The sequence below is a fragment of the Citrobacter youngae genome (assembly GCF_003818115.1).
Taxonomy (GTDB): Bacteria; Pseudomonadota; Gammaproteobacteria; order Enterobacterales; family Enterobacteriaceae; genus Citrobacter; species Citrobacter youngae.
The window spans coordinates 146354-167812 of the sequence record NZ_RPOI01000018.1 but is presented as its reverse complement, the minus strand read 5'-3'; the positions used below and the strand labels follow the sequence as shown (position 1 = coordinate 167812).

Genomic DNA, 21459 nt, shown 5'->3' with positions numbered 1-21459 from the left:
ACAACTCTTGCTAAGCTAGTAGAGAGTTAAAAACATGTCACTCCTCCAGGCGTCTTCAAACGCCTGGTTTTATTTTATGGATATCGAAATGAAAAAATCGCTGGTAGCTGCGGGTGTGGTGGTTGCGCTGGGTATCGTCTGGACGGGCGGCGCCTGGTACACCGGAAAGAAACTGGAAACGCATCTCGCTGAGATGGTGACGCAGGCAAATGATCAGATCAAACGCTACTCACCTGAGGCAGGAATTGAACTGAGTTATCAAAACTACCAGCGCGGCGTGTTCAATAGCCAACTGCAACTGGTAGTGAAGCCCATCGCCGGACAGGAAAACGCATGGCTGAAAGCAGGCCAAACTATCGTTCTGGATGAAACGGTGGATCACGGCCCCTTCCCGTTAACCCAGCTTAAGTCATTGAACCTCATTCCTGCTATGGCTTCGGTGAGAACAACACTGGTGAATAACGATGTCACTAAGTCATTGTTTGATATAGCCAAAGGCGAGTCTCCTTTCGTCATCAACTCCCGTATTAGCTATAGTGGCGACACCCGTTCCGATCTTTCCCTTAAACCGTTGAACTACGAGAAAGGCGACGAAAAAGTGGCCTTCAGCGGTGGGGAATTCCAGTTCACCGCAGATAAAGACGGTAACGCGGTTTCCCTGACGGGCACTGCGCAAAGCGGTCAGGTTAATGCAGTCAACGAATACGATCAGAAGGTGCAAATTACCTTTAATAACCTGACAACCGAAGGGTCCAGCAGTGTCGCCAGTTTTGGTGAACGCATCGGCGACCAGAAGCTGTCTCTCGATAAGCTGTCGATATCGGTCGTAGGCAAAGAACTGGCCGTGCTCGAAGGAATGGGAATTGATGGTAAATCCGATCTGATTAACGACGGAAAAACCGTGAACAGTCAGTTGGATTACACCCTGAACAGCCTTAAATTACAGGGCCAGGATTTGGGTAGCGGTAAGCTAACGCTGAAAGTGGGTCAGATTGACGGTGAAGCCCTGCATCAGTTCAGCCAGCAGTACAGCGCCCAAACCAAGGCGCTGATGTCGCAGATTGATGTCGTCCAAAACCCAGAGCTGTATCAGCAGAAAGTCACGGAAGCGTTCTTTAATGCGCTGCCCATTCTGATGAAAGGTGAACCAGTAATCACCATTGCGCCGTTAAGCTGGAAAAATGCGAAAGGCGAAACGACGTTTAATCTGTCGCTGCTGCTCAAAGATCCAACCGCGACCAAAGAAGAGCCACAAACGCTGGCTCAGGAAGTGGATCGTTCAGTCAAATCACTGGACGCGAAGCTGACTATTCCTGTGGATATGGCGACTGAGTTCATGACACAGATAGCCAAAATTGAGGGCTATCAGCAGGAGCAAGCCGCGGAGCTGGCTAAACAGCAGGTCAATGGCATGGCTGCGATGGGGCAGATGTTCCGCATTACCACGATGCAGGACAACACTATCGGCTCCAGCCTGCAGTACACCAATGGCCAGGTAACGCTCAACGGGCAGAAGATGCCGCTGGATGAGTTTGTTGGTATGTTCGGTATGCCGACCCTTGGCGAACCGGATGCTCCGGCAGTTCCACAACAGTAATTCTTCTCTGAACCAGGCCCGATAATACCGCTTACCGGGCTTTTGATCTTCGCCAAGCTACTTCTGCGTGACCAGTCGGGCGGAAAGCGTCAGATTGCGGGAATGGCTGTCATCATTACCAATGCGCTGCAGTATACGTTCAGCCAGGGTATAACCCATTTCGCGTGCCGGGGTACTGGCCCAGATAATGGGAATGTCATCCAGCGCGTTTTCCGCCACATCCGCAAATCCAGCCAGTGAAACTTGCTGTTCAAAATAGCGATCGACGCCAATTTCGCCGCTCTGACGCCCCGCTCTCATCAGACCAAACCAGGCACCAACAGCGATGGTTTCGTTGTAACACACTACGGCGCTGATCGTCGGGTTGCGGCGTAACAGTGCAGCAACGGCTTCGGCAGCCTGCTTTTGACTGGATGAACACTCAAGAACCCAATCACTATGAAACGGTAAACCATATTTTAGCAGCGTCGCACAATAGCCGCCGACACGCTCTGCGCGGGTTAAAGAAGAACTCTGCCCCCCCAGCCACGCGATTCGCTGGTGACCGTGCCGAATGAGATGCTCAACCAACAATTGCGCTGCCTGCATGTTGTCGGGTCGTACCGTGTCGACGTCATCCAGGTAACTGGCTCGTGAGGCAAATACGACCGGAATCCCTTTTTCTTCAGCCAGTTGTCGCAGCGCATCACTGCTGTCAGCTGCACCTGCAATGACTACGCCATCCACGCCCTGATTAAGTAGCATCGCAAAACGCTGAGCCAATTGCTCACCGTCTTTGCCGCCGTGTAAAAGAAAGACCATCCGACCCTGTGCTTCTAATGCTTCCGTCAGGCCTGCCGTCAGTTCAGCATAAAATGGCGCAGACAGATCGCGCACAATCAGCCCGACCACACCACTCTGACCGCCACGCAGCACCGATGCCTGACGATTACGTACGAACCCCAACTGCTCAATGGCTGCGTTTACCCGCTCCCCGGTTGCGGATGAGATACGCCCTTTTCCACTAAGCACCAATGAGACTGTACTGACCGAAACCCCGGCAGCCAGCGCAACATCATGAATGGTTATTTTTTTGGCTATAGCCATAAAAACAGAAAACTCCCTGATAACGTGACGGATAAAACGTTTTATCAATCGGTTATAGTTATACGCCGTATTATCATTCGATAATGTGATTTATACCGCACTAAAATTAGGTAAAACGTTTTATCTTCTCGCCATCATTAGTCACCGAGCTTTCACGAGGAGTCGTTAGATGACGACGAGAACCACACCAAAAATAACGTTATGGGAATTTTTCCAGCAGTTGGGCAAAACCTTTATGTTGCCCGTGGCTCTGCTCTCCTTCTGCGGGATCATGTTGGGGATCGGCAGTTCATTAAGCAGTCATGATGTCTTAACGCTGATCCCCGCATTGGGTAACCCGGTGCTTCAGGCTCTTTTTACCTGGATGAGTAAAGTCGGCTCTTTCGCCTTTAGTTTCTTACCCGTGATGTTTTGTATTGCTATTCCTCTCGGTCTGGCGCGCGAGAACAAAGGTGTGGCGGCATTTGGCGGGTTTGTTGGTTATGCAGTCATGAACCTTGCCGTTAACTTCTGGTTGACGGCGAAAGGGATTTTACCTACCACTGATGCAGCAATCCTGAAGGCCAATAACATCCAAAACATCCTGGGGATCCAGTCGATCGACACCGGGATCCTCGGTGCCGTCATCGCTGGGATCATTGTCTGGATGCTGCATGAACGCTTCCACAATATCCGTCTGCCGGACGCATTGGCTTTCTTCGGCGGCACCCGTTTTGTCCCCATCATCTCTTCACTGGTCATGGGACTGGTTGGATTAGTTATCCCTCTGATCTGGCCTGTATTTGCGATGGGTATTACCGGGCTCGGCAATATCATCAACAGCGCAGGTGAATTTGGTCCGATGCTGTTTGGTACCGGTGAACGTCTGCTGCTGCCTTTTGGCCTGCACCATATTCTGGTGGCCCTCATTCGTTTTACTGAAGCGGGCGGTACCCAGGAAGTGTGTGGTCATAGCGTCAGTGGCGCATTGACTATTTTCCAGGCGCAGCTGAGTTGCCCAACCACGCAAGGCTTCTCTGAAAGCGCAACCCGCTTCCTGTCCCAGGGTAAAATGCCGGCGTTCCTCGGTGGTTTACCGGGGGCTGCGCTCGCTATGTACCACTGTGCTCGCCCTGAAAATCGTCATAAAATTAAAGGGTTATTAATTTCTGGTCTTATTGCCTGTGTGATCGGCGGTACCACCGAGCCCCTTGAGTTCTTATTCCTGTTCGTTGCCCCAGTTCTGTATGTGATCCACGCCCTGCTGACCGGTCTTGGCTTCACTGTGATGGCAGTGCTTGGCGTCACCATCGGTAACACCGACGGTAACCTGATTGACTTTGTGGTGTTCGGCATCCTGCACGGGTTGTCCACCAAGTGGTATCTGGTCCCTGTTGTCGCAGCCATCTGGTTTGCGGTGTACTACGTTATCTTCCGCTTCGCGATCACCCGCTTTAATCTGAAGACACCGGGCCGTGATGTCGAAATTGCCAGCAATATCGAGAAAGTGATGGCAGGCACACCCGGTAAATCTGGCTACAATGTTCCGGCAATTCTGGCGGCATTGGGTGGCACGGAGAATATCGTTAGTCTGGATAACTGCATTACGCGTTTGCGCTTGTCGGTCAAAGATATGTCACGCGTAAATGTCCAGGCACTGAAAGACAACCGGGCCATTGGCGTGGTACAGCTCAATCAGCATAACCTTCAGGTCGTTATTGGCCCGCAGGTCCAGTCAGTGAAAGACGAAATCGCAGTTCTGATGAACACCGTACAGGCGTGAGGACAACGACATGTTTGATTTTTCAAAGGTTGTGGACAGGCATGGTACCTGGTGTACTCAGTGGGATTACGTTGCCGACCGTTTTGGCACTGCCGATCTGCTGCCGTTCACCATCTCTGATATGGATTTTGCTACGGCCCCTTGCATTCTGGAGGCGCTGACACAGCGCCTGTCACACGGTGTATTAGGATACAGCCGCTGGAAAAATGACGAGTTTTTGGCGGCCATTAGCCACTGGTTTCTAACTCGTCACAATACCCGGATCGATCCTCAATCGCTGGTATATGGCCCCTCAGTTATCTATATGGTCTCAGAACTCATCCGCCAGTGGTCGTCTGCTGGCGACGCGGTAGTTGTCCATACGCCAGCTTACGATGCATTCTACAAGGCCATCGAGGGCAACCAGCGCACAGTGCTCCCCGTCGGTCTGGAAAAGCGGAGCGACGGTTGGTATTGCGACATGGCAAAGCTGGAAGCAGCTCTCTCACGGCCAGAGAGTAAAATTCTTCTGCTGTGTAGCCCACAAAATCCAACGGGCAAAGTGTGGACGCACGAGGAACTGGAAACCATGGCTGACTTATGCCAGCGACATGGTGTCAACGTCATTTCCGATGAAATCCATATGGATATGGTTTGGGGAGAGCAACCGCATATCCCGTGGATCAATGTCGCACGCGGCGACTGGGCGCTACTCACCTCCGGCTCCAAGAGCTTCAATATCCCGGCATTAACCGGAGCGTATGGGATCATCGAAGACGCCAATAGTCGCAACGATTATCTCAGTGCGCTAAAGGGACGCGATGGATTGTCTTCCCCTGCGGTGCTGGCACTCACCGCACATATTGCCGCCTATCAGCAAGGTGAGCGCTGGTTGGATGCCTTACGGGATTATCTTGTCGGCAACCTGCATTATGTTGCTGATGAACTTAATACCGCGTTCCCTGAACTTAACTGGCAGATCCCGCAATCCACCTATCTGGCCTGGATAGATTTACGTCCGCTCAGGGTTGATGACCAGGCGTTACAAAATGCGCTTATCCACCAGCAAAAAGTGGCGATCATGCCAGGTTCGACCTACGGAGAGGAAGGGTGCGGTTTTGTACGCCTGAATACCGGATGTCCCCGCTCAAAACTTGAGAAAGGTGTTCAGGGATTAATTAACGCCCTGCGCTCTCTGCGCTAACTAAAGTTGCGCAATGAAATTAATCATTGCGCAACATAGATTTTTATCCCGATTTATTCTTATAATACTGCGCACTTTACCTAAAAACATGAGTGCGACCATGATTGATACTTCCCTTCCTTTAACCGACGTCCATCGCCACCTTGATGGGAACATCCGTGCCCAAACGATCCTGGATCTTGGTCGTCAGTTTAATTTAACGCTTCCTGCTCAAACACTTGAAATGCTGATCCCTCACGTGCAGGTAACGTCAACTGAGCCTGATTTGGTCAGTTTTTTGTCAAAGCTTGACTGGGGTGTCAAAGTGCTGGCCTCGCTGGATGCCTGTCGCCGCGTCGCATTTGAGAATATTGAGGATGCCGCACGTAATGGTCTGCATTACGTTGAACTACGTTTTTCCCCAGGCTATATGGCGATGGCCCATCAACTCCCCGTTGCAGGTGTGGTTGAAACCGTTATTGCAGGCGTACGCGAAGGCTGTAAAACGTTCGGCGTTGAAGCTCGCTTAATTGGAATTATGAGCCGTACTTTCGGCGAAGCTGCCTGTCTGCAGGAACTGGATGCACTGTTAGCGCATCGTGATCACATCACCGCACTGGATTTGGCCGGCGATGAACTCGGTTTCCCGGGCAGTTTGTTCCTGTCCCATTTCAACCGTGCACGCGACGCTGGCTGGCATATCACGGTTCATGCAGGTGAAGCGGCAGGCCCGGAAAGCATCTGGCAAGCTATCAGAGAACTGGGAGCAGAACGTATTGGCCACGGCGTAAAAGCCGTCGAAGATCTCGCCCTGATGGATTTTCTCGCCGAGCAGCGCATCGGCATTGAATCCTGTCTTACATCGAATATTCAAACCAGTACCGTCGCCTCACTGACGACGCATCCGCTGAAAACATTCCTTGAACACGGTGTACTGGCCAGTCTGAATACGGACGACCCGGCGGTTCAGGGTGTGGATATTATTCACGAATACACCGTAGCCGCTCCGGCTGCAGGATTGACGCGTGAACAGATTCGCCAGGCGCAAATCAATGGCCTGGAAATGGCGTTCCTGAGCAATGAAGAGAAACAAGCACTGCGTGAGAAAGTCGCCGCAGCGTAATGGCTTTATTGCCGGATGGCGCTAACGCTTATCTGGCCTACATTGCATTGTAGGCCAGATAAGATGCCTCGACATCCGACATTGGCATTATCAGGCAAGGCACAGCGTCGATCGGTGTTTCGCCGATTCAATGCCCAACTCAATCAGTTCCATGATTTGAATGGCTTGTCTGGCTGGAACCGGGTTCTCGCCGTTACCATTCAGCGCATCACGGATTCCCGCATAGTAAGCCGGATAATTACCTGGCACGGTTAACCAGGTTTCTTCCACCTGCTCATCACCTTCCATGCGTGTCAGTACACCATCACGCATGTCATAACCCCAGTCTTCCTGTGGCAGCCGCTCACCATTTTTAAGACGTTCCTCTTGTGGGTCCAGACCATACTTCACATAGCTGCCACGCGATCCGTGAACGATATAACGAGCAGACTCAGCCGCTGCCAGCATCGTTCCGTGCAGAATCACCCGACGCTGCGGATACGTCAGGATGGCATGGAAGTAATCTGTCGACTGCGCCCCCGGACGGAGCTGTGCCAGATCGACCGTCAGACTCACCGGCAAGCCAAACAGGTTAATTGCCTGATCTAAAAGATGCGGCGCTAAGTCATACCAGATACCACTCCCCGGGCCACCCTGTTCACGCCAGCGGTCACGGACCTGCGGGCGGAAGCGATCGAAATGAGATTCAAAATAAGCCACCTCACCCAACGCGCCATCAGCCAGCAAGGCTTTCAGCGTCAGAAAATCGCTGTCCCAGCGACGGTTATGGAAGACAGAAAGCAGGCGCCCTACGCTTCTGGCCAGCGCATCCAGCTCGCGTGCTTGCGACAGTGTCACAGTGAAAGGCTTATCAACAACCACATGCTTACCTGCTTCCAGCGCCGCTTTCGCCAGCGGGAAGTGTGTATCATTGGGTGTAGGGATCACAATCAGGTCGATACTCGGATCGTTAAACAGGTGTTTAGGCTCAGTAACAACCGCCACCGAAGGCCAGTCCGCCTTCACTTTTGTTTCATCACTACTGGACACCGCAACCAGTTCCAGACCCGGAGTGCCCACAATCAGGGGGGCATGGAAAGTTTTACTGGCATAACCGTAACCGATTAGCCCAACGCGGATGTTGTCACTCATGTTTTTGCCTCTCAATTCAGATCTGGCCTATTTCACACCATAGATAGTAGCGCCACAATAGTTTAATAACCTTTGCGCTACAAAGGTTGTTGCTTAACTTAAGTCAAACATATGCCACTTAGAGTTAACTTGCCGCGAAAAAGTCATCGAAATCGTTCCCAATGCTCTTGCTGTATCATTTATTGATAAGTAACATTTGCTACCTGTGTTTATGGATAAATCAAAGCAAATGTCGTCAGTAATGAATCGTCTTATTGAGTTAACAGGTTGGATTGTTCTCGTGGTCTCCGTGATCCTGTTGGGTGTTGCCAATCATATTGACAACTACCAACCACCGGAACCCGTCGCTGCAGTACAGAAAAAATAAATATACGCAGCCCGTTATAGCCTGGCAGTTAACTCCGCGATGGTTGCTGGGTAGGGCTGTAAAAGATCATTTTTTGTCAAAAAAAAGCGAATTATGCCGCATCCCGCTCCAGCGCGTATTGCCTGCGATCGTGAAGCGCGTTACCCTTTCCGCAGGCGTAAATAGCGCCTGGATTCCCACAGGGTTGAAAACTCTTCTTACATTTGCGCGCAAATTCGCGTTTACCTGTACAACGTTGGTTGTTTTTTAATATTTACTACTCCGTTAGTATTATTTTATTAATATGGATTGCCTTTTATGACTGTTCAGGATTACTTATTAAAATTCCGCAAAATCAGTTCGCTAGAAAGTCTGGAAAAATTGTTCGATCATCTTAACTACACACTTACTGACGATAGCGACATTATCAATATGTATCGCGCTGCAGACCACCGCCGTGCCGAGCTCATTTCGGGAGGCCGCCTGTTCGATGTTGGCCAGGTACCCAAATCCGTCTGGCATTACGTGCAATAAACAAGACAGTAGCGCCTGGCGTTAAAAGCTTTATAATAATTGCCCCAAAATGAACGGCATGTCTGTTCGCGCGCGTAAACCTGGAGATGAAATGACTACAACACCGGCACAACGTATCGGAGGCTGGCTACTTGGGCCATTGGCCTGGCTGTTAGTCGCGTTGTTAAGTGCTTCGCTGGCGTTACTGCTGTATGTCACTGCGTTGTCCACACCGCAGACATTCCACACGCTGAGCGAGCAAAGTACGACGAATTTGCTGCTATGGGGCGTCTCCTTTATTACCGCTATCGCCATGTGGTACTACACGCTGTGGCTGACCATCGCGTTTTTCAAACGCAGAGTCTGTGTGCCAAAACACTATATTATATGGCTGCTGATCTCGGTGTTACTGGCAATTAAAGCGTTTGCATTCTCACCTGTTCCGGATGCGTTTGCCGTGCGTCAGCTGCTGTTCCCTTTGTTAGCGGCTGCGCTGCTGGTACCCTATTTCAAACGCTCGCAACGCGTTAAGACGACGTTTGTGAACCCGTAATAACCCTACAGTTAACCTGTTGTCGCCTGTTGTAGATTGTCAGATAATAGGCGGCTTTTTTATTTCAGGCCGAAAAATGACTGATTACCTGCTGCTGTTTGTCGGAACTGTACTGGTCAATAACTTTGTACTGGTCAAGTTTCTGGGCTTATGCCCCTTTATGGGCGTTTCCAAAAAACTGGAAACCGCAATGGGTATGGGCCTCGCCACGACCTTTGTAATGACGCTGGCATCCATTTGCGCATGGCTGATTGACACCTGGATCCTCATCCCGCTCGATCTCATCTACCTGCGCACGCTGGCCTTCATTCTGGTCATCGCCGTGGTGGTACAATTTACCGAGATGGTTGTACGCAAAACCAGCCCTGCGCTGTATCGCCTGCTGGGGATCTTCTTACCGCTGATCACCACTAACTGCGCGGTATTAGGTGTAGCGTTGCTGAACATCAACCTCGGGCATAATTTTTTACAGTCGGCGCTGTACGGTTTTTCCGCCGCCGTCGGCTTCTCACTGGTGATGGTTCTGTTCGCCGCAATTCGCGAACGCCTCGCCGTGGCAGACGTTCCTGCCCCCTTCCGCGGTAATGCGATTGCGCTGATTACCGCTGGTTTAATGTCTTTGGCCTTTATGGGCTTTAGTGGTTTGGTGAAGTTGTAATGAATGCTATCTGGATTGCCGTTGCCGCAGTGAGTCTGCTGGGTCTGGCGTTCGGCGCTATTTTGGGTTATGCCTCTCGTCGATTTGCCGTCGAGGATGATCCAGTCGTGGAGAAAATTGATGAAATTCTCCCGCAAAGCCAGTGTGGGCAGTGCGGTTATCCGGGCTGCCGTCCTTATGCTGAAGCTATTGGCTGTCAGGGCGAAAAAATCAACCGATGCGCCCCTGGTGGCGAAGCGGTGATGCTAAAAATTGCGACCCTGTTGAACGTCGATCCGCAACCTATTGATGGTGATGAGCAGGATGCTACCCCCGTTCGTATGCTGGCGGTGATTGATGAAAATAACTGTATCGGCTGCACAAAATGCATTCAGGCCTGCCCGGTCGATGCCATCGTGGGCGCTACGCGTGCCATGCACACGGTGATGAGCGATCTGTGCACCGGATGCAATTTGTGCGTTGATCCGTGCCCGACCCAATGTATCGAATTACGCCCGGTCGCCGAGACGCCTGACAGCTGGAAGTGGGATTTAAACACTATTCCTGTGCGCATCATTCCTGTGGAACAACATGCTTAAGTTATTCTCCGCATTCAGAAAAAATAAAATCTGGGACTTTGATGGCGGCATTCACCCACCTGAAATGAAAACCCAGTCTAACGGGACACCGCTGCGGCAGGTTCCGCTGGCTCCGCGCTTTATTATTCCGTTGAAGCAGCATATTGGCGCTGAAGGTGAACTGTGTGTCAATGTGGGCGACACCGTGCTGCGTGGTCAGGCGCTAACCCGTGGGCGCGGCAGAATGTTGCCCGTACACGCCCCGACCTCCGGCACCGTTGTTGCCATTGCCCCGCACTCTACCGCGCATCCTTCGGCTTTAGCTGAACTTAGCGTCATCATTGATGCGGACGGCGAAGATCGCTGGATTGAGCGTGACGGCTGGGCAAATTATCGTGCCCGCAGCCGCGAGGAGCTCATAGCCCGTATTCACCAATTCGGTGTTGCCGGACTCGGCGGCGCAGGTTTTCCAACCGGCGTCAAATTGCAGGGTGGCGGTGATAAAATTGAAACACTGATCATCAACGCCGCTGAATGTGAACCCTACATCACCGCCGATGACCGCTTAATGCAAGATTGCGCGGCCCAGGTGGTCGAAGGTATCCGCATACTTGCTCATATTCTTCAACCGCGCGAAGTCCTGCTGGGTATTGAAGATAACAAACCGCAGGCTATCTCCATGCTGCGCGCAGTGTTGGCTGATTCTCACGATATCAGTTTACGAGTCATTCCCACTAAATACCCGTCAGGCGGTGCCAAACAATTGACGCAAATCCTGACCGGGAAACAGGTTCCTCACGGTGGACGTTCCTCCGATATCGGGGTGCTGATGCAAAACGTGGGGACTGCCTATGCTGTCAAGCGGGCCGTTATTGACGGCGAGCCAATCACCGAGCGTGTGGTCACGCTAACGGGCGAAGCAGTCAGCCGCCCGGGCAACGTTTGGGCGCGATTGGGTACGCCTGTTCGTCACCTGCTCAATGATGCAGGTTTCTGTCCTTCTGCTGACCAGATGGTGATCATGGGCGGTCCGCTGATGGGCTTTACCCTGCCCTGGCTGGATGTTCCCATCGTGAAGATCAGCAACTGCCTGCTTGCGCCTTCTGCCAGTGAAGTGGGTGAACCGCAGGAAGAAAAAGGCTGTATTCGCTGTAGCGCCTGCGCCGATGCCTGCCCTGCCGATCTTCTGCCGCAGCAACTTTACTGGTTCAGTAAAGGCCAGCAGCATGATAAAGCGACAGCCCACAACATTGCTGACTGCATTGAATGCGGTGCCTGCGCCTGGGTATGTCCAAGCAACATTCCCCTGGTGCAGTATTTCCGTCAGGAAAAAGCCGAGATTTACGCCATTAGTCAGGAAGAAAAACGAGCGGCTGAAGCAAAAGCGCGATTTGAAGCCCGACAGGCGCGCCTTGAACGTGAAAAAGCAGCGCGTCTTGAGCGGCATAAAAACGCAGCTGTACAACCTGCAGCGAAAGATCATGATGCCATCGCTGCTGCACTGGCTCGCGTGAAAGAGAAACAGGCCCAGGCTATGCAGCCGGTTGTCATTCAGGCGGGTGAAAAACCTGATAACAGCGCAGTGATTGCCGCACGTGAAGCGCGAAAAGCGCAGGCTCGCGCCGCACGCACTGATAATCCATCAAAAGATGAGGACAGCAGAGCGGGTGCGGATCCACGCAAAGCTGCCGTCGAAGCCGCAATTGCCCGAGCCAAAGCCCGCAAGCTTGAGCAGCAGGCAGCTACGGAAACAACCGAACCGGTTGACCCGCGCAAAGCCGCCGTCGAAGCCGCAATCGCCCGAGCTAAAGCCCGCAAGCTTGAGCAGCAATCAGCTACGGAAACAACCGAACCGATTGACCCGCGCAAAGCTGCCGTCGAAGCCGCAATTGCCCGTGCCAAAGCCCGCAAGCTTGAGCAGCAGGCAGTAACGGAAACGGCCGAGCCGGTTGATCCACGTAAAGCCGCCGTTGCGGCCGCTATTGCTCGCGCTCAGGCAAAGAAAGCCGCACAGCAGCAGGTTGTAAACGAGGAATAAATGGTATTCAGAATAGCTAGCTCCCCTTATACCCATAACCAGCGTCAGACATCGCGTATCATGATGCTGGTTCTGATTGCTGCATTACCAGGAATTGCCGCTCAATGGTGGTTCTTCGGCTGGGGTACATTGTTCCAGATAGTGCTGGCATCGGTCAGTGCCATCGCCGCCGAAGCGGGCGTGCTTAAACTACGTAAACAGCCCGTTGCCGCAATCCTGAAAGACAACTCCGCCCTGCTTACAGGGTTGCTGCTTGCCGTCAGTATTCCTCCCCTGGCTCCGTGGTGGATGGTGATCCTGGGTACCGTCTTCGCCGTTATCATTGCCAAGCAGCTGTATGGCGGTCTTGGGCAGAATCCATTTAATCCGGCAATGATTGGTTATGTCGTGCTGTTGATCTCATTCCCGGTGCAGATGACAAGCTGGCTGCCACCACATGAAATTGCCGCTACGGTGCCCGGCTTTTTTGATGCTTTAAACGTTATCTTTACCGGACATACCGCTGGCGGCAGCGATATGAACACGCTCCGTATAGGGATCGACGGCATCAGTCAGGCAACGCCTCTCGATACCTTTAAGACGTCACTACATGCAGGGCGTACCGTTGAACAGGTGATGCAGTATCCGATTTACAGCGGCATGCTCGCGGGCGCGGGTTGGCAGTGGGTTAACCTTGCCTGGCTGGCGGGCGGCATCGTGTTGTTATGGCAGAAAGCGATTCGTTGGCACATCCCGGTGAGCTTCCTGCTATCGCTCGCTGTTTGCGCCACGTTAGGCTGGATTTTCTCGCCAGACTCTCTGGCATCACCGCAGTTGCACCTGCTTTCCGGCGCCACCATGCTGGGTGCATTCTTTATTCTTACCGATCCCGTTACGGCATCAACTACCAACCGTGGTCGCCTGATTTTTGGCGCACTTGCGGGGTTGTTAGTATGGTTGATTCGCAGTTTTGGCGGTTATCCTGACGGTGTAGCCTTTGCCGTATTGCTGGCAAATATCACGGTTCCGCTGATTGATTATTACACTCGCCCTCGCGTGTACGGACATCGCTAAGGACTCCCTATGCTGAAAACGATTCGTAAACACGGTATTACACTGGCGCTGTTTGCTGCGGGCTCGACGGGGTTAACCGCGGCAATCAATCAATTAACCAAGTCCACTATTGATGAACAGGCCGCGCTGCAGCAAAAAGCACTGTTCGATCAGGTTCTGCCTGGCGAACGCTACAATAATAACTTGCCTGAGAGTTGTTATCTGGTCGATGCGCCAGCGTTAGGCAAAGGCAGCCACCGAGTGTATATTGCCCGCCAGGACGATCGTCCGGTTGCGGCAATTCTGGAGGCCACGGCCCCCGATGGTTATTCCGGCGCAATTCAACTGCTGGTTGGTGTAGATTTCAACGGTACTGTGCTGGGTACGCGGGTGACAGAACATCATGAAACACCAGGCCTCGGTGATAAAATCGAGTTACGTCTGTCAGACTGGATAACCCATTTTAGCGGCAAAACGATTAGTGCAGAGAACGACCCTCACTGGACGGTGAAAAAAGACGGCGGCGACTTTGACCAGTTTACGGGCGCAACCATCACGCCGCGTGCGGTAGTGAATGCAGTAAAACGCGCCGGTTTATATGCGCAGACGCTGCCTGCGCAACTTCCTCAACTTAGCGCCTGTGGAGAATAACCATGAGCGAAATTAAAGACGTCATTGTTCAGGGGCTTTGGAAAAATAACTCCGCCCTTGTACAGTTACTCGGGATGTGCCCGTTGCTGGCCGTTACCTCTACTGCAACCAATGCGTTAGGTCTGGGGCTTGCGACTACGCTGGTGTTGACCCTGACAAACCTGACAATTTCAGCGCTACGCCGCTGGACACCGCCCGAAATCCGTATTCCCATTTATGTCATGATCATCGCCTCCGTAGTGAGTGCGGTACAAATGCTTATCAATGCCTACGCCTTTGGCCTGTATCAGTCTCTGGGTATCTTTATCCCGCTGATTGTGACCAACTGTATTGTTGTTGGCCGCGCAGAAGCCTTCGCCGCCAAAAAAGGCCCTGCATTATCCGCACTCGATGGTTTTTCTATTGGCATGGGGGCGACCGGCGCCATGTTTGTTCTCGGATCGCTGCGTGAAATCATAGGTAACGGTACATTGTTCGACGGCGCAGACGGACTGCTGGGCAATTGGGCCAAAGTCCTGCGCGTGGAGATCTTCCATACTGACACACCATTTCTGCTGGCCATGCTACCGCCGGGTGCATTCATTGGCCTGGGGCTGATGCTGGCTGTTAAGTATCTGATTGATGAAAAGATGAAGAAGCGTCGTGCCGAGGCCGCTATGGCAGCAGACCCGGCGGGTGAAACAGGGAATGTGTAATGAACAAAGCAAAACGGCTGGAAATACTGACGCGCCTGCGTGATAACAATCCGCATCCGACAACCGAGCTTAATTTTACATCACCGTTTGAACTGCTGATTTCGGTCTTGCTCTCCGCGCAGGCCACCGATGTCAGCGTCAATAAAGCAACAGCTAAGCTTTACCCCGTCGCTAATACGCCTGCCGCGATGCTGGAACTCGGCGTTGAAGGTGTTAAGTCCTACATCAAGACAATCGGTTTGTTTAACAGCAAAGCGGAGAACGTGATTAAAACCTGCCGCATTTTACTGGAAAAGCACAATGGCGAGGTTCCGGAAGACAGAGCCGCATTAGAAGCCCTGCCTGGCGTTGGGCGCAAGACGGCGAATGTAGTGTTAAATACCGCCTTCGGCTGGCCAACGATTGCCGTAGATACCCACATTTTCCGGGTATGTAACCGGACACAATTTGCCCCAGGTAAAAACGTCGAACAGGTCGAAGAGAAACTGCTGAAAGTCGTCCCCAGTGAATTTAAAGTCGATTGCCACCACTGGTTAATTCTTCATGGTCGCTACACCTGCATAGCCAGAAAACCACGTTGCGGTTCCTGCATTATCGAAGATCTTTGCGAATTCAAAGAAAAAGTCGATATCTGACAACATGGGGCCATAACGCTGGCCCCTATTTCATAACGATTAGTTATGCACTTCTCAACCGTTAATTTCCCGACAATGATGCCGTACCTTCCTGCATATCTAATGTAATATTCTTGTGAACTAACACCTGAGTAGGTTAATCGTTTTTTTAATAGTAGAAATTTCTATCCATCCGTGATCAAGATCACCCTGATAACATTATGTAAAATATTTATTATTTTGTAGTTAAAATTACAATCAGATGACCTGACAGGTTCGTTTCGATACAAAACATTACACTGGCTATTTTTCAGATAATGGACCATATCACTACCTTCAAGCCAAAATAGCAGAACATATCGCCTCATTCCCATTTTAACCCCATCCTGACAGTGTAAAAATCTGCCATTCTCCATATGAAGAAATTTAACGCTGGATAACATTTCTCAGCCCCGACGATTTCACCATCTGAGTTATATGTAACAGATTATTACAAACCCCTTGTCTGAATGGTCAAGATAGTGAACATTACTTGCCGTTTCCCCTCCCACTATAACAATCGGACGGATGAACTTGACTCATCACGTACCAGAACACCCCCGTTGATATGGGATGTAAAAAAAGAGGTAAAAGTGTCTACTGCAAACAATAAACCAACAGAAAGCGTCAGTTTAAACGCCTTCAAACAACCAAAAGCGTTCTATCTCATTTTCTCAATTGAGCTATGGGAACGTTTTGGTTATTACGGCCTGCAAGGGATTATGGCCGTCTACCTGGTGAAGCAACTGGGTATGTCAGAAGCGGATTCCATCACCCTTTTCTCCTCCTTTAGCGCCCTGGTGTATGGCCTTGTTGCCATTGGTGGCTGGTTAGGTGATAAAGTTCTGGGTACAAAACGCGTCATTATGCTGGGTGCCGTTGTCCTGGCCATTGGTTATGCGCTGGTTGCATGGTCTGGTCACGATGCGGGTATCGTTTATATGGGTATGGCAGCCATCGCGGTCGGTAACGGCCTGTTTAAAGCGAACCCATCTTCCCTGCTTTCTACCTGCTATGCCAAAGATGACCCGCGTCTTGATGGTGCATTCACCATGTACTACATGTCCGTCAACATCGGCTCATTCTTCTCTATGCTGGCAACACCGTGGCTGGCAGCGCGTTACGGTTGGAGCACCGCGTTCGCCCTGAGCGTTGTGGGTATGCTGATCACCGTTGTTAACTTCGCCTTCTGCCAGCGCTGGGTTAAACAGTACGGTTCCAAGCCTGACTTTGAACCAATCAACTTCCGTAACCTGCTGCTGACCATCGTTGGCGTTGTGGTGCTGATCGCGATTGCAACCTGGCTGCTGCACAACCAGCAGATCGCACGTATGGTTCTGGGTGTGATTGCCATCGGTATCGTATTTATCTTCGGTAAAGAAGCCTTCACCATGCACGGTGCTGCCCGTCGTAAAATGATCGTTGCCTTCATTCTGATGCTGGAAGCGATTATCTTCTTCGTGCTGTACAGCCAGATGCCGACGTCTCTGAACTTCTTCGCGATTCGTAACGTTGAGCACTCTATTCTGGGTATTGCTTTTGAACCTGAACAGTACCAGGCATTGAACCCGTTCTGGATCATCATTGGTAGCCCAATCCTCGCCGCTATCTATAACAAGATGGGCGATACGCTGCCGATGCCAACCAAATTTGCGATTGGTATGGTGCTGTGTTCCGGTGCGTTCCTGATCCTGCCGCTGGGCGCTAAATTCGCGACCGATGCGGGCATCGTTTCTGTTAACTGGCTGATCATCTGCTACGGTCTGCAAAGTATCGGTGAACTGATGATTTCTGGTCTGGGCCTGGCGATGGTGGCACAGTTGGTTCCACAGCGTCTGATGGGCTTCATTATGGGTAGCTGGTTCCTGACCACTGCCGGTGCAAACATCATCGGTGGTTACGTGGCTAACATGATGGCGGTTCCGGAGAATGTGACCGATCCGCTGATGTCTTTGGAAGTCTACGGTCGCGTGTTCCTGCAGATTGGTGTTGCAACGGCGGTTATCGCTGTTCTGATGCTGCTGACGGCACCGAAACTGAATCGTATGACTCAGGACGACGAAGCCGATGAGAAAGCCGCTAAGGCCGCAACAGCGTAATTCTCAGGGAAACTTAATTTCAGGCCGCTAACTGTTGTTAGCGGCTTTTTTTTTGCTCCAGGTAGCACTACCATACGGTATACCTCAGCCAAAAGGAGTTACCGATGAAACTGTTCTACAAACCGGGCGCTTGTTCTCTCGCTTCCCACATCACACTTCGTGAGAGCGGTAAAGATTTCACTCTGGATGGTGTTGATCTGATGAAGAAACGCCTGGAAAACGGCGACGATTTTTTCGCGGTAAACCCGAAAGGACAAGTTCCCGCACTGTTGCTGGATGATGGTACACTACTGACCGAAGGCGTCGCCATCATGCAATATCTCGCAGATACCGTTCCAGACCGTCATCTCCTGGCCCCTACCAGCAGTCTCTCCCGCTACAAAACTATCGAATGGCTTAACTATATCGCTACAGAGCTACATAAAGGTTTTACCCCACTGTTCCGCCCGGACACGCCAGAGGAGTACAAACCAACCGTACGCGCATTGCTTGAGAAAAAAATGCAGTATGTGAACGAATCGCTGAAAGACAACCCGTGGATTTGCGGCGCACGCTTCAGCATTGCTGATGCCTATCTGTTTACCGTACTGCGTTGGGCGTATGCGGTTAAGTTGAATATGGCAGGATTAAGCCATATCGAGGCGTATATGGCGCGGATGGCTGAACGCCCGGCGGTTGCCGCAGCGCTTAAAGCGGAAGGATTAAATTAATTGTTGTTGCCGGGTAGCGCTTGCGCTTACCCGGCCTACAGCCAAACTCAGGCCCGATAAGCGTGAGCGCCATTGCACATTGATTACAGCTGAGTAGCGCTAAAGTAGTGTTCCGGTTTCGCGATACGATCCTGAGCGGCAACCACCTGCAGCTCATACTCCTGCATCTCTTTGGTGGCGATCATAATTTCGTACACCGCCGCAGTCACATGTTCCAGCGCCTGCTGCAATGAAGCCCCCTGCAACAGTTTAACCAACAGCAAGCCACTGGTGACGTCACCAACGCCAACCGGTTGGCGTGAGCCAAAATCAACAAGCGGACGGCTGATATGCCACGCCTGATCAGCGGTGACCAACAGCATCTCAAAGCGATCTGCGCTCATGCCTGCACGGGCAAGATGCTTAACCAGCACAATTTCCGGCCCCTGCGCAATCAGTTCACGGGCAGCCAGCACCGCCTCATCAACATTGTTAACCGCATGCTCGCTCAGAATTTCGAGTTCAATCAGATTTGGCGCGATAATGTCGCTGGCCGGAAGTGCGTGACGAACATGAAATTCCGCAACGCCAGGTGCCACGATGCACCCTTTTTCAGGATGACCCATCACTGGATCGCAAAAGAATTTCGCCTGGGGATTTGCCGCTTTCACTTTGCGCACAATACCCAGAATATGCTCGCCCTGCTCAGCGGATCCCAGATAACCACTCAGCACCGCATCGCAGGTCTGAAGTTTATCGATATCAGCAATGCCCTGAACAATCTCAGTCAGGTGACTGGGTGGCATAACACAGCCGGTCCATTTACCGTACTGCGTGTGGTTAGAAAACTGAACGGTGTTGAGCGGCCAGACATTCGCGCCAAGACGACGCATCGGAAATTCGGCAGCACTGTTGCCGGCATGGCCAAAAACAACGTGGGACTGGATGGCGAGGATATTCTTCATTTTACTTACCACAACCCTAAAAAATAAAGGGGCGTAGTTTCCCACGCCCCTGCTGACTTTGACTTACTTCCAGCAAATCAGACAGTAGTTCTTTTTGCCACGGCGCAGTAAGGTGTAGCGGCCGAACAAAATATCACTGTCCTGGAAGAAATATTCCGGGTCAGATTGTTTCTCACCATTAATGGTGACCGCATTAGACGCAATGGTCTTACGCGCCTGACCGCGAGAAGGCTGCAGTTCAGAATCCACCAGCGCCTGCATCAGGTCGGCACCCTTGTCCATTTCAATCATCGGTACACCATCCTGCGCCAGCTGTTCGAAGTCCGCTTCGCTCAGGTCGCTCAGGTTACCATTGAACAGGCTTTCGGTAATGCGTTTCGCCGCCACTAAACCTTCTTCGCCGTGAACCAGACGCGTTACCTGCTCAGCCAGAACATACTGGGCACGCGGCGCTTTACCGCTGTTCTTATCTTCTTCTTCCAGCGCATTGATCTCTTCAATGTCCATGAAAGTGAAGAATTTCAGGAAGCGATATACGTCCGCGTCAGCTGTGTTGATCCAGAACTGGTAGAACTTGTATGGGCTGGTTTTCTTCGGATCCAGCCAAACTGCGCCACCTTCCGTTTTACCGAATTTGGTACCGTCAGCTTTAGTGATCAGCGGAACCGTCAGGCCAAATACCTGATTCTGATGCAGACGGCGGGTCAGATCGATACCCGAGGTAATGTTACCCCACTGGTCAGAACCGCCAATTTGCAATGCCACGCCATGCAGTTTATTCAGGCAGGCAAAATCATAACCTTGCAGCAGGTTGTAAGAAAACTCGGTAAAGGAGATCCCCTGATCGTCACGGTTCAGACGCTGCTTAACCGCTTCTTTGTTGATCATCTGGTTTACGGAGAAGTGTTTGCCGATATCACGCAGGAAAGTCAGTACGTTCATACCGCCAAACCAGTCGTAGTTGTTCGCAGCAATCGCCGAGTTGTCGCCACAGTCGAAATCGAGGAACGGTGCCACCTGTTTGCGGATTTTATCCACCCACTCCTGCACGGTATCTTCAGTATTCAGTTTACGCTCGGCGGCTTTAAAGCTCGGATCGCCAATCAGACCCGTTGCACCACCCACCAACGCAACAGGCTTATGGCCTGCCTGCTGGAAGCGTTTCAGGCATAACAATGGAACCAGATGCCCCAAATGCAAGCTGTCAGCGGTAGGATCGAAGCCGCAATAGAGCGCGATCGGGCCTTGCGCCAGTCGCTCTGCTAACGCTTCCTCGTCCGTCACCTGGGCCACCAGCCCCCGCTCTTGCAATTGTTTAATCAAGTTACTGCTTGCCATCAAAATCTCCATGTATAAAACGACTGCACCTTTGCCGGTACACGACTTTTCGCCTGATGCGAAAGAGACATAGAATAAAGCGCCGGATTCATCAGCACCAGCGCTTAAAACAAGAATTTTGCATCTTTAGGGGGCCAGACGGTCAATTTTCCACGCGTCATCTTCACGTTGGTATAAAAAACGGTCGTGCAGACGGTTTTCACCACCCTGCCAGAACTCCATTTGTTCAATGCTCACGCGAAAGCCGCCCCAGAAACTCGGCAACGGAACTTCCCCTTGCTGAAACTTCTGCTTCAGCTCAAGAAATTTACTTTCCAGAATTCCGCGTGCGGAGATCCGACTGGACTGCTTAGAAACCCAGGCGCCAATCTGGCTATCGCGCGGGCGACTGTGGAAATATTTTACCACCTCAAGCGTGGACAAGCGTTCGGCCTTGCCGATGACCATCACCTGCCGTTCCAGCGTATGCCAGGGGAACAAGAGGCTAATGCGTGGGTTGTTCTCGATCTGGTGCGCCTTACGGCTGCCCATGTTGGTATAAAACACCAACCCTTTGTCATCATAATGTTTGAGCAACACGATTCGCTGATACGGCTGACCGTGTTCATCGACTGTTGCGACGACCATAGCGGTAGGGTCTGCCAGTTTGGCATCACAGGCTTGCCCCAGCCAGCGCTCAAACAGCGCAAGGGGTTCGGCGGGAAGGTCGCGGCGGCGAAGACCACCTTTCGTGTATTCACGGCGCAGATGCGCGATTTGCTGCAATTCGTCGTTATCAGACATGATGTTGGCTACGGATTGTCAGTGGGTG

General features: G+C 51.7%; 21 protein-coding genes. 16 read left to right on the top strand and 5 right to left on the bottom strand.

All coding sequences use genetic code 11. From position 1 onward, the window contains the following. Positions 1 to 88: 88 nt before the first annotated feature. A complete protein-coding gene (locus EHN13_RS16615) occupies positions 89 to 1597 on the top strand; it encodes a YdgA family protein (protein ID WP_124021756.1) in 1509 nt (502 codons plus the stop codon). Between the two features lie 57 nt (positions 1598 to 1654). Here EHN13_RS16615 and EHN13_RS16610 read toward each other — a convergent pair whose 3' ends face one another. Beyond that, entirely contained in the window at positions 1655 to 2683 is a 1029-nt protein-coding gene (locus EHN13_RS16610) for a Mal regulon transcriptional regulator MalI (protein ID WP_048211739.1), read from the bottom strand. 169 nt (positions 2684 to 2852) lie between these two features. On the opposite strand from EHN13_RS16610, the gene malX reads away from it, so the two are divergent. From malX to add, 3 genes are all read left to right on the top strand, one after another. Continuing rightward, on the top strand, positions 2853 to 4445 hold the full coding sequence (malX, locus tag EHN13_RS16605) for a maltose/glucose-specific PTS transporter subunit IIBC (protein ID WP_124021755.1): 1593 nt from the start codon (positions 2853 to 2855) through the stop codon (positions 4443 to 4445). Between the two features lie 10 nt (positions 4446 to 4455). Next, positions 4456 to 5628 carry a MalY/PatB family protein gene (locus EHN13_RS16600; RefSeq protein WP_101742536.1) on the top strand — a complete coding sequence of 391 codons (1173 nt, stop codon included), beginning with the start codon at positions 4456 to 4458 and terminating at the stop codon, positions 5626 to 5628. Positions 5629 to 5728: 100 nt separating this feature from the next. After that, entirely contained in the window at positions 5729 to 6730 is a 1002-nt protein-coding gene (gene add / locus EHN13_RS16595; RefSeq protein ID WP_124021754.1) for an adenosine deaminase, read from the top strand. A 90-nt stretch (positions 6731 to 6820) separates the two neighbouring features. Here the strand turns inward: add and EHN13_RS16590 are convergent, their stop codons facing one another. Continuing rightward, positions 6821 to 7861: an oxidoreductase gene (locus EHN13_RS16590; RefSeq protein ID WP_048211743.1), complete on the bottom strand. Its 1041-nt coding sequence runs from the start codon at positions 7859 to 7861 to the stop codon at positions 6821 to 6823. A gap of 241 nt (positions 7862 to 8102) precedes the next feature. Between EHN13_RS16590 and blr the strand changes: the two genes are divergently transcribed. From blr to gstA, 12 genes are all read left to right on the top strand, one after another. Beyond that, the gene (gene blr / locus EHN13_RS16585; RefSeq protein ID WP_040233850.1) at positions 8103 to 8228 is read left to right on the top strand and encodes a division septum protein Blr; all 126 of its coding nucleotides are present in this window, start codon (positions 8103 to 8105) and stop codon (positions 8226 to 8228) included. Between the two features lie 297 nt (positions 8229 to 8525). Next, the gene (gene ydgT / locus EHN13_RS16580; protein ID WP_003832804.1) at positions 8526 to 8741 is read left to right on the top strand and encodes a transcription modulator YdgT; all 216 of its coding nucleotides are present in this window, start codon (positions 8526 to 8528) and stop codon (positions 8739 to 8741) included. A 91-nt stretch (positions 8742 to 8832) separates the two neighbouring features. Continuing rightward, positions 8833 to 9273: a DUF2569 domain-containing protein gene (locus tag EHN13_RS16575; RefSeq protein ID WP_101742575.1), complete on the top strand. Its 441-nt coding sequence runs from the start codon at positions 8833 to 8835 to the stop codon at positions 9271 to 9273. 76 nt (positions 9274 to 9349) lie between these two features. Next, the gene (gene rsxA / locus EHN13_RS16570) at positions 9350 to 9931 is read left to right on the top strand and encodes an electron transport complex subunit RsxA (protein WP_005121199.1); all 582 of its coding nucleotides are present in this window, start codon (positions 9350 to 9352) and stop codon (positions 9929 to 9931) included. Beyond that, positions 9931 to 10509 carry an electron transport complex subunit RsxB gene (gene rsxB, locus EHN13_RS16565; protein WP_005121200.1) on the top strand — a complete coding sequence of 193 codons (579 nt, stop codon included), beginning with the start codon at positions 9931 to 9933 and terminating at the stop codon, positions 10507 to 10509. The genes rsxA and rsxB overlap by 1 nt, the downstream gene beginning before the upstream one ends. Beyond that, positions 10502 to 12526: an electron transport complex subunit RsxC gene (gene rsxC, locus EHN13_RS16560; RefSeq protein WP_124021753.1), complete on the top strand. Its 2025-nt coding sequence runs from the start codon at positions 10502 to 10504 to the stop codon at positions 12524 to 12526. The genes rsxB and rsxC overlap by 8 nt, the downstream gene beginning before the upstream one ends. Beyond that, a complete protein-coding gene (rsxD, locus tag EHN13_RS16555; protein ID WP_101742540.1) occupies positions 12527 to 13579 on the top strand; it encodes an electron transport complex subunit RsxD in 1053 nt (350 codons plus the stop codon). Positions 13580 to 13588: 9 nt separating this feature from the next. Continuing rightward, complete coding sequence (gene rsxG / locus EHN13_RS16550; protein ID WP_124021752.1) at positions 13589 to 14209, top strand: electron transport complex subunit RsxG; 621 nt, start codon at positions 13589 to 13591, stop codon at positions 14207 to 14209. A 2-nt stretch (positions 14210 to 14211) separates the two neighbouring features. After that, positions 14212 to 14904, top strand: a complete 693-nt coding sequence (locus EHN13_RS16545; RefSeq protein WP_048211748.1) for an electron transport complex subunit E — start codon at positions 14212 to 14214, stop codon at positions 14902 to 14904. After that, positions 14904 to 15539, top strand: coding sequence for an endonuclease III (gene nth, locus EHN13_RS16540; RefSeq protein WP_048211749.1), 636 nt, complete (start codon positions 14904 to 14906; stop codon positions 15537 to 15539). Before EHN13_RS16545 ends, nth begins: the two co-directional genes overlap by 1 nt. A 611-nt stretch (positions 15540 to 16150) precedes the next feature. Then, positions 16151 to 17656: a dipeptide/tripeptide permease DtpA gene (gene dtpA / locus EHN13_RS16530; RefSeq protein ID WP_048211750.1), complete on the top strand. Its 1506-nt coding sequence runs from the start codon at positions 16151 to 16153 to the stop codon at positions 17654 to 17656. Between the two features lie 104 nt (positions 17657 to 17760). After that, a complete protein-coding gene (gstA, locus tag EHN13_RS16525; RefSeq protein ID WP_048211751.1) occupies positions 17761 to 18366 on the top strand; it encodes a glutathione transferase GstA in 606 nt (201 codons plus the stop codon). Positions 18367 to 18449: 83 nt separating this feature from the next. On the opposite strand, the gene pdxY is transcribed toward gstA, so the two are convergent. From pdxY to pdxH, 3 genes are all read right to left on the bottom strand, one after another. Next, positions 18450 to 19310, bottom strand: a complete 861-nt coding sequence (gene pdxY, locus EHN13_RS16520) for a pyridoxal kinase PdxY (protein WP_124021750.1) — start codon at positions 19308 to 19310, stop codon at positions 18450 to 18452. A gap of 63 nt (positions 19311 to 19373) precedes the next feature. Beyond that, positions 19374 to 20648, bottom strand: coding sequence for a tyrosine--tRNA ligase (tyrS, locus tag EHN13_RS16515; RefSeq protein WP_020996426.1), 1275 nt, complete (start codon positions 20646 to 20648; stop codon positions 19374 to 19376). Positions 20649 to 20774: 126 nt separating this feature from the next. After that, on the bottom strand, positions 20775 to 21431 hold the full coding sequence (gene pdxH, locus EHN13_RS16510) for a pyridoxamine 5'-phosphate oxidase (RefSeq protein ID WP_048211753.1): 657 nt from the start codon (positions 21429 to 21431) through the stop codon (positions 20775 to 20777). Positions 21432 to 21459: the final 28 nt, after the last annotated feature.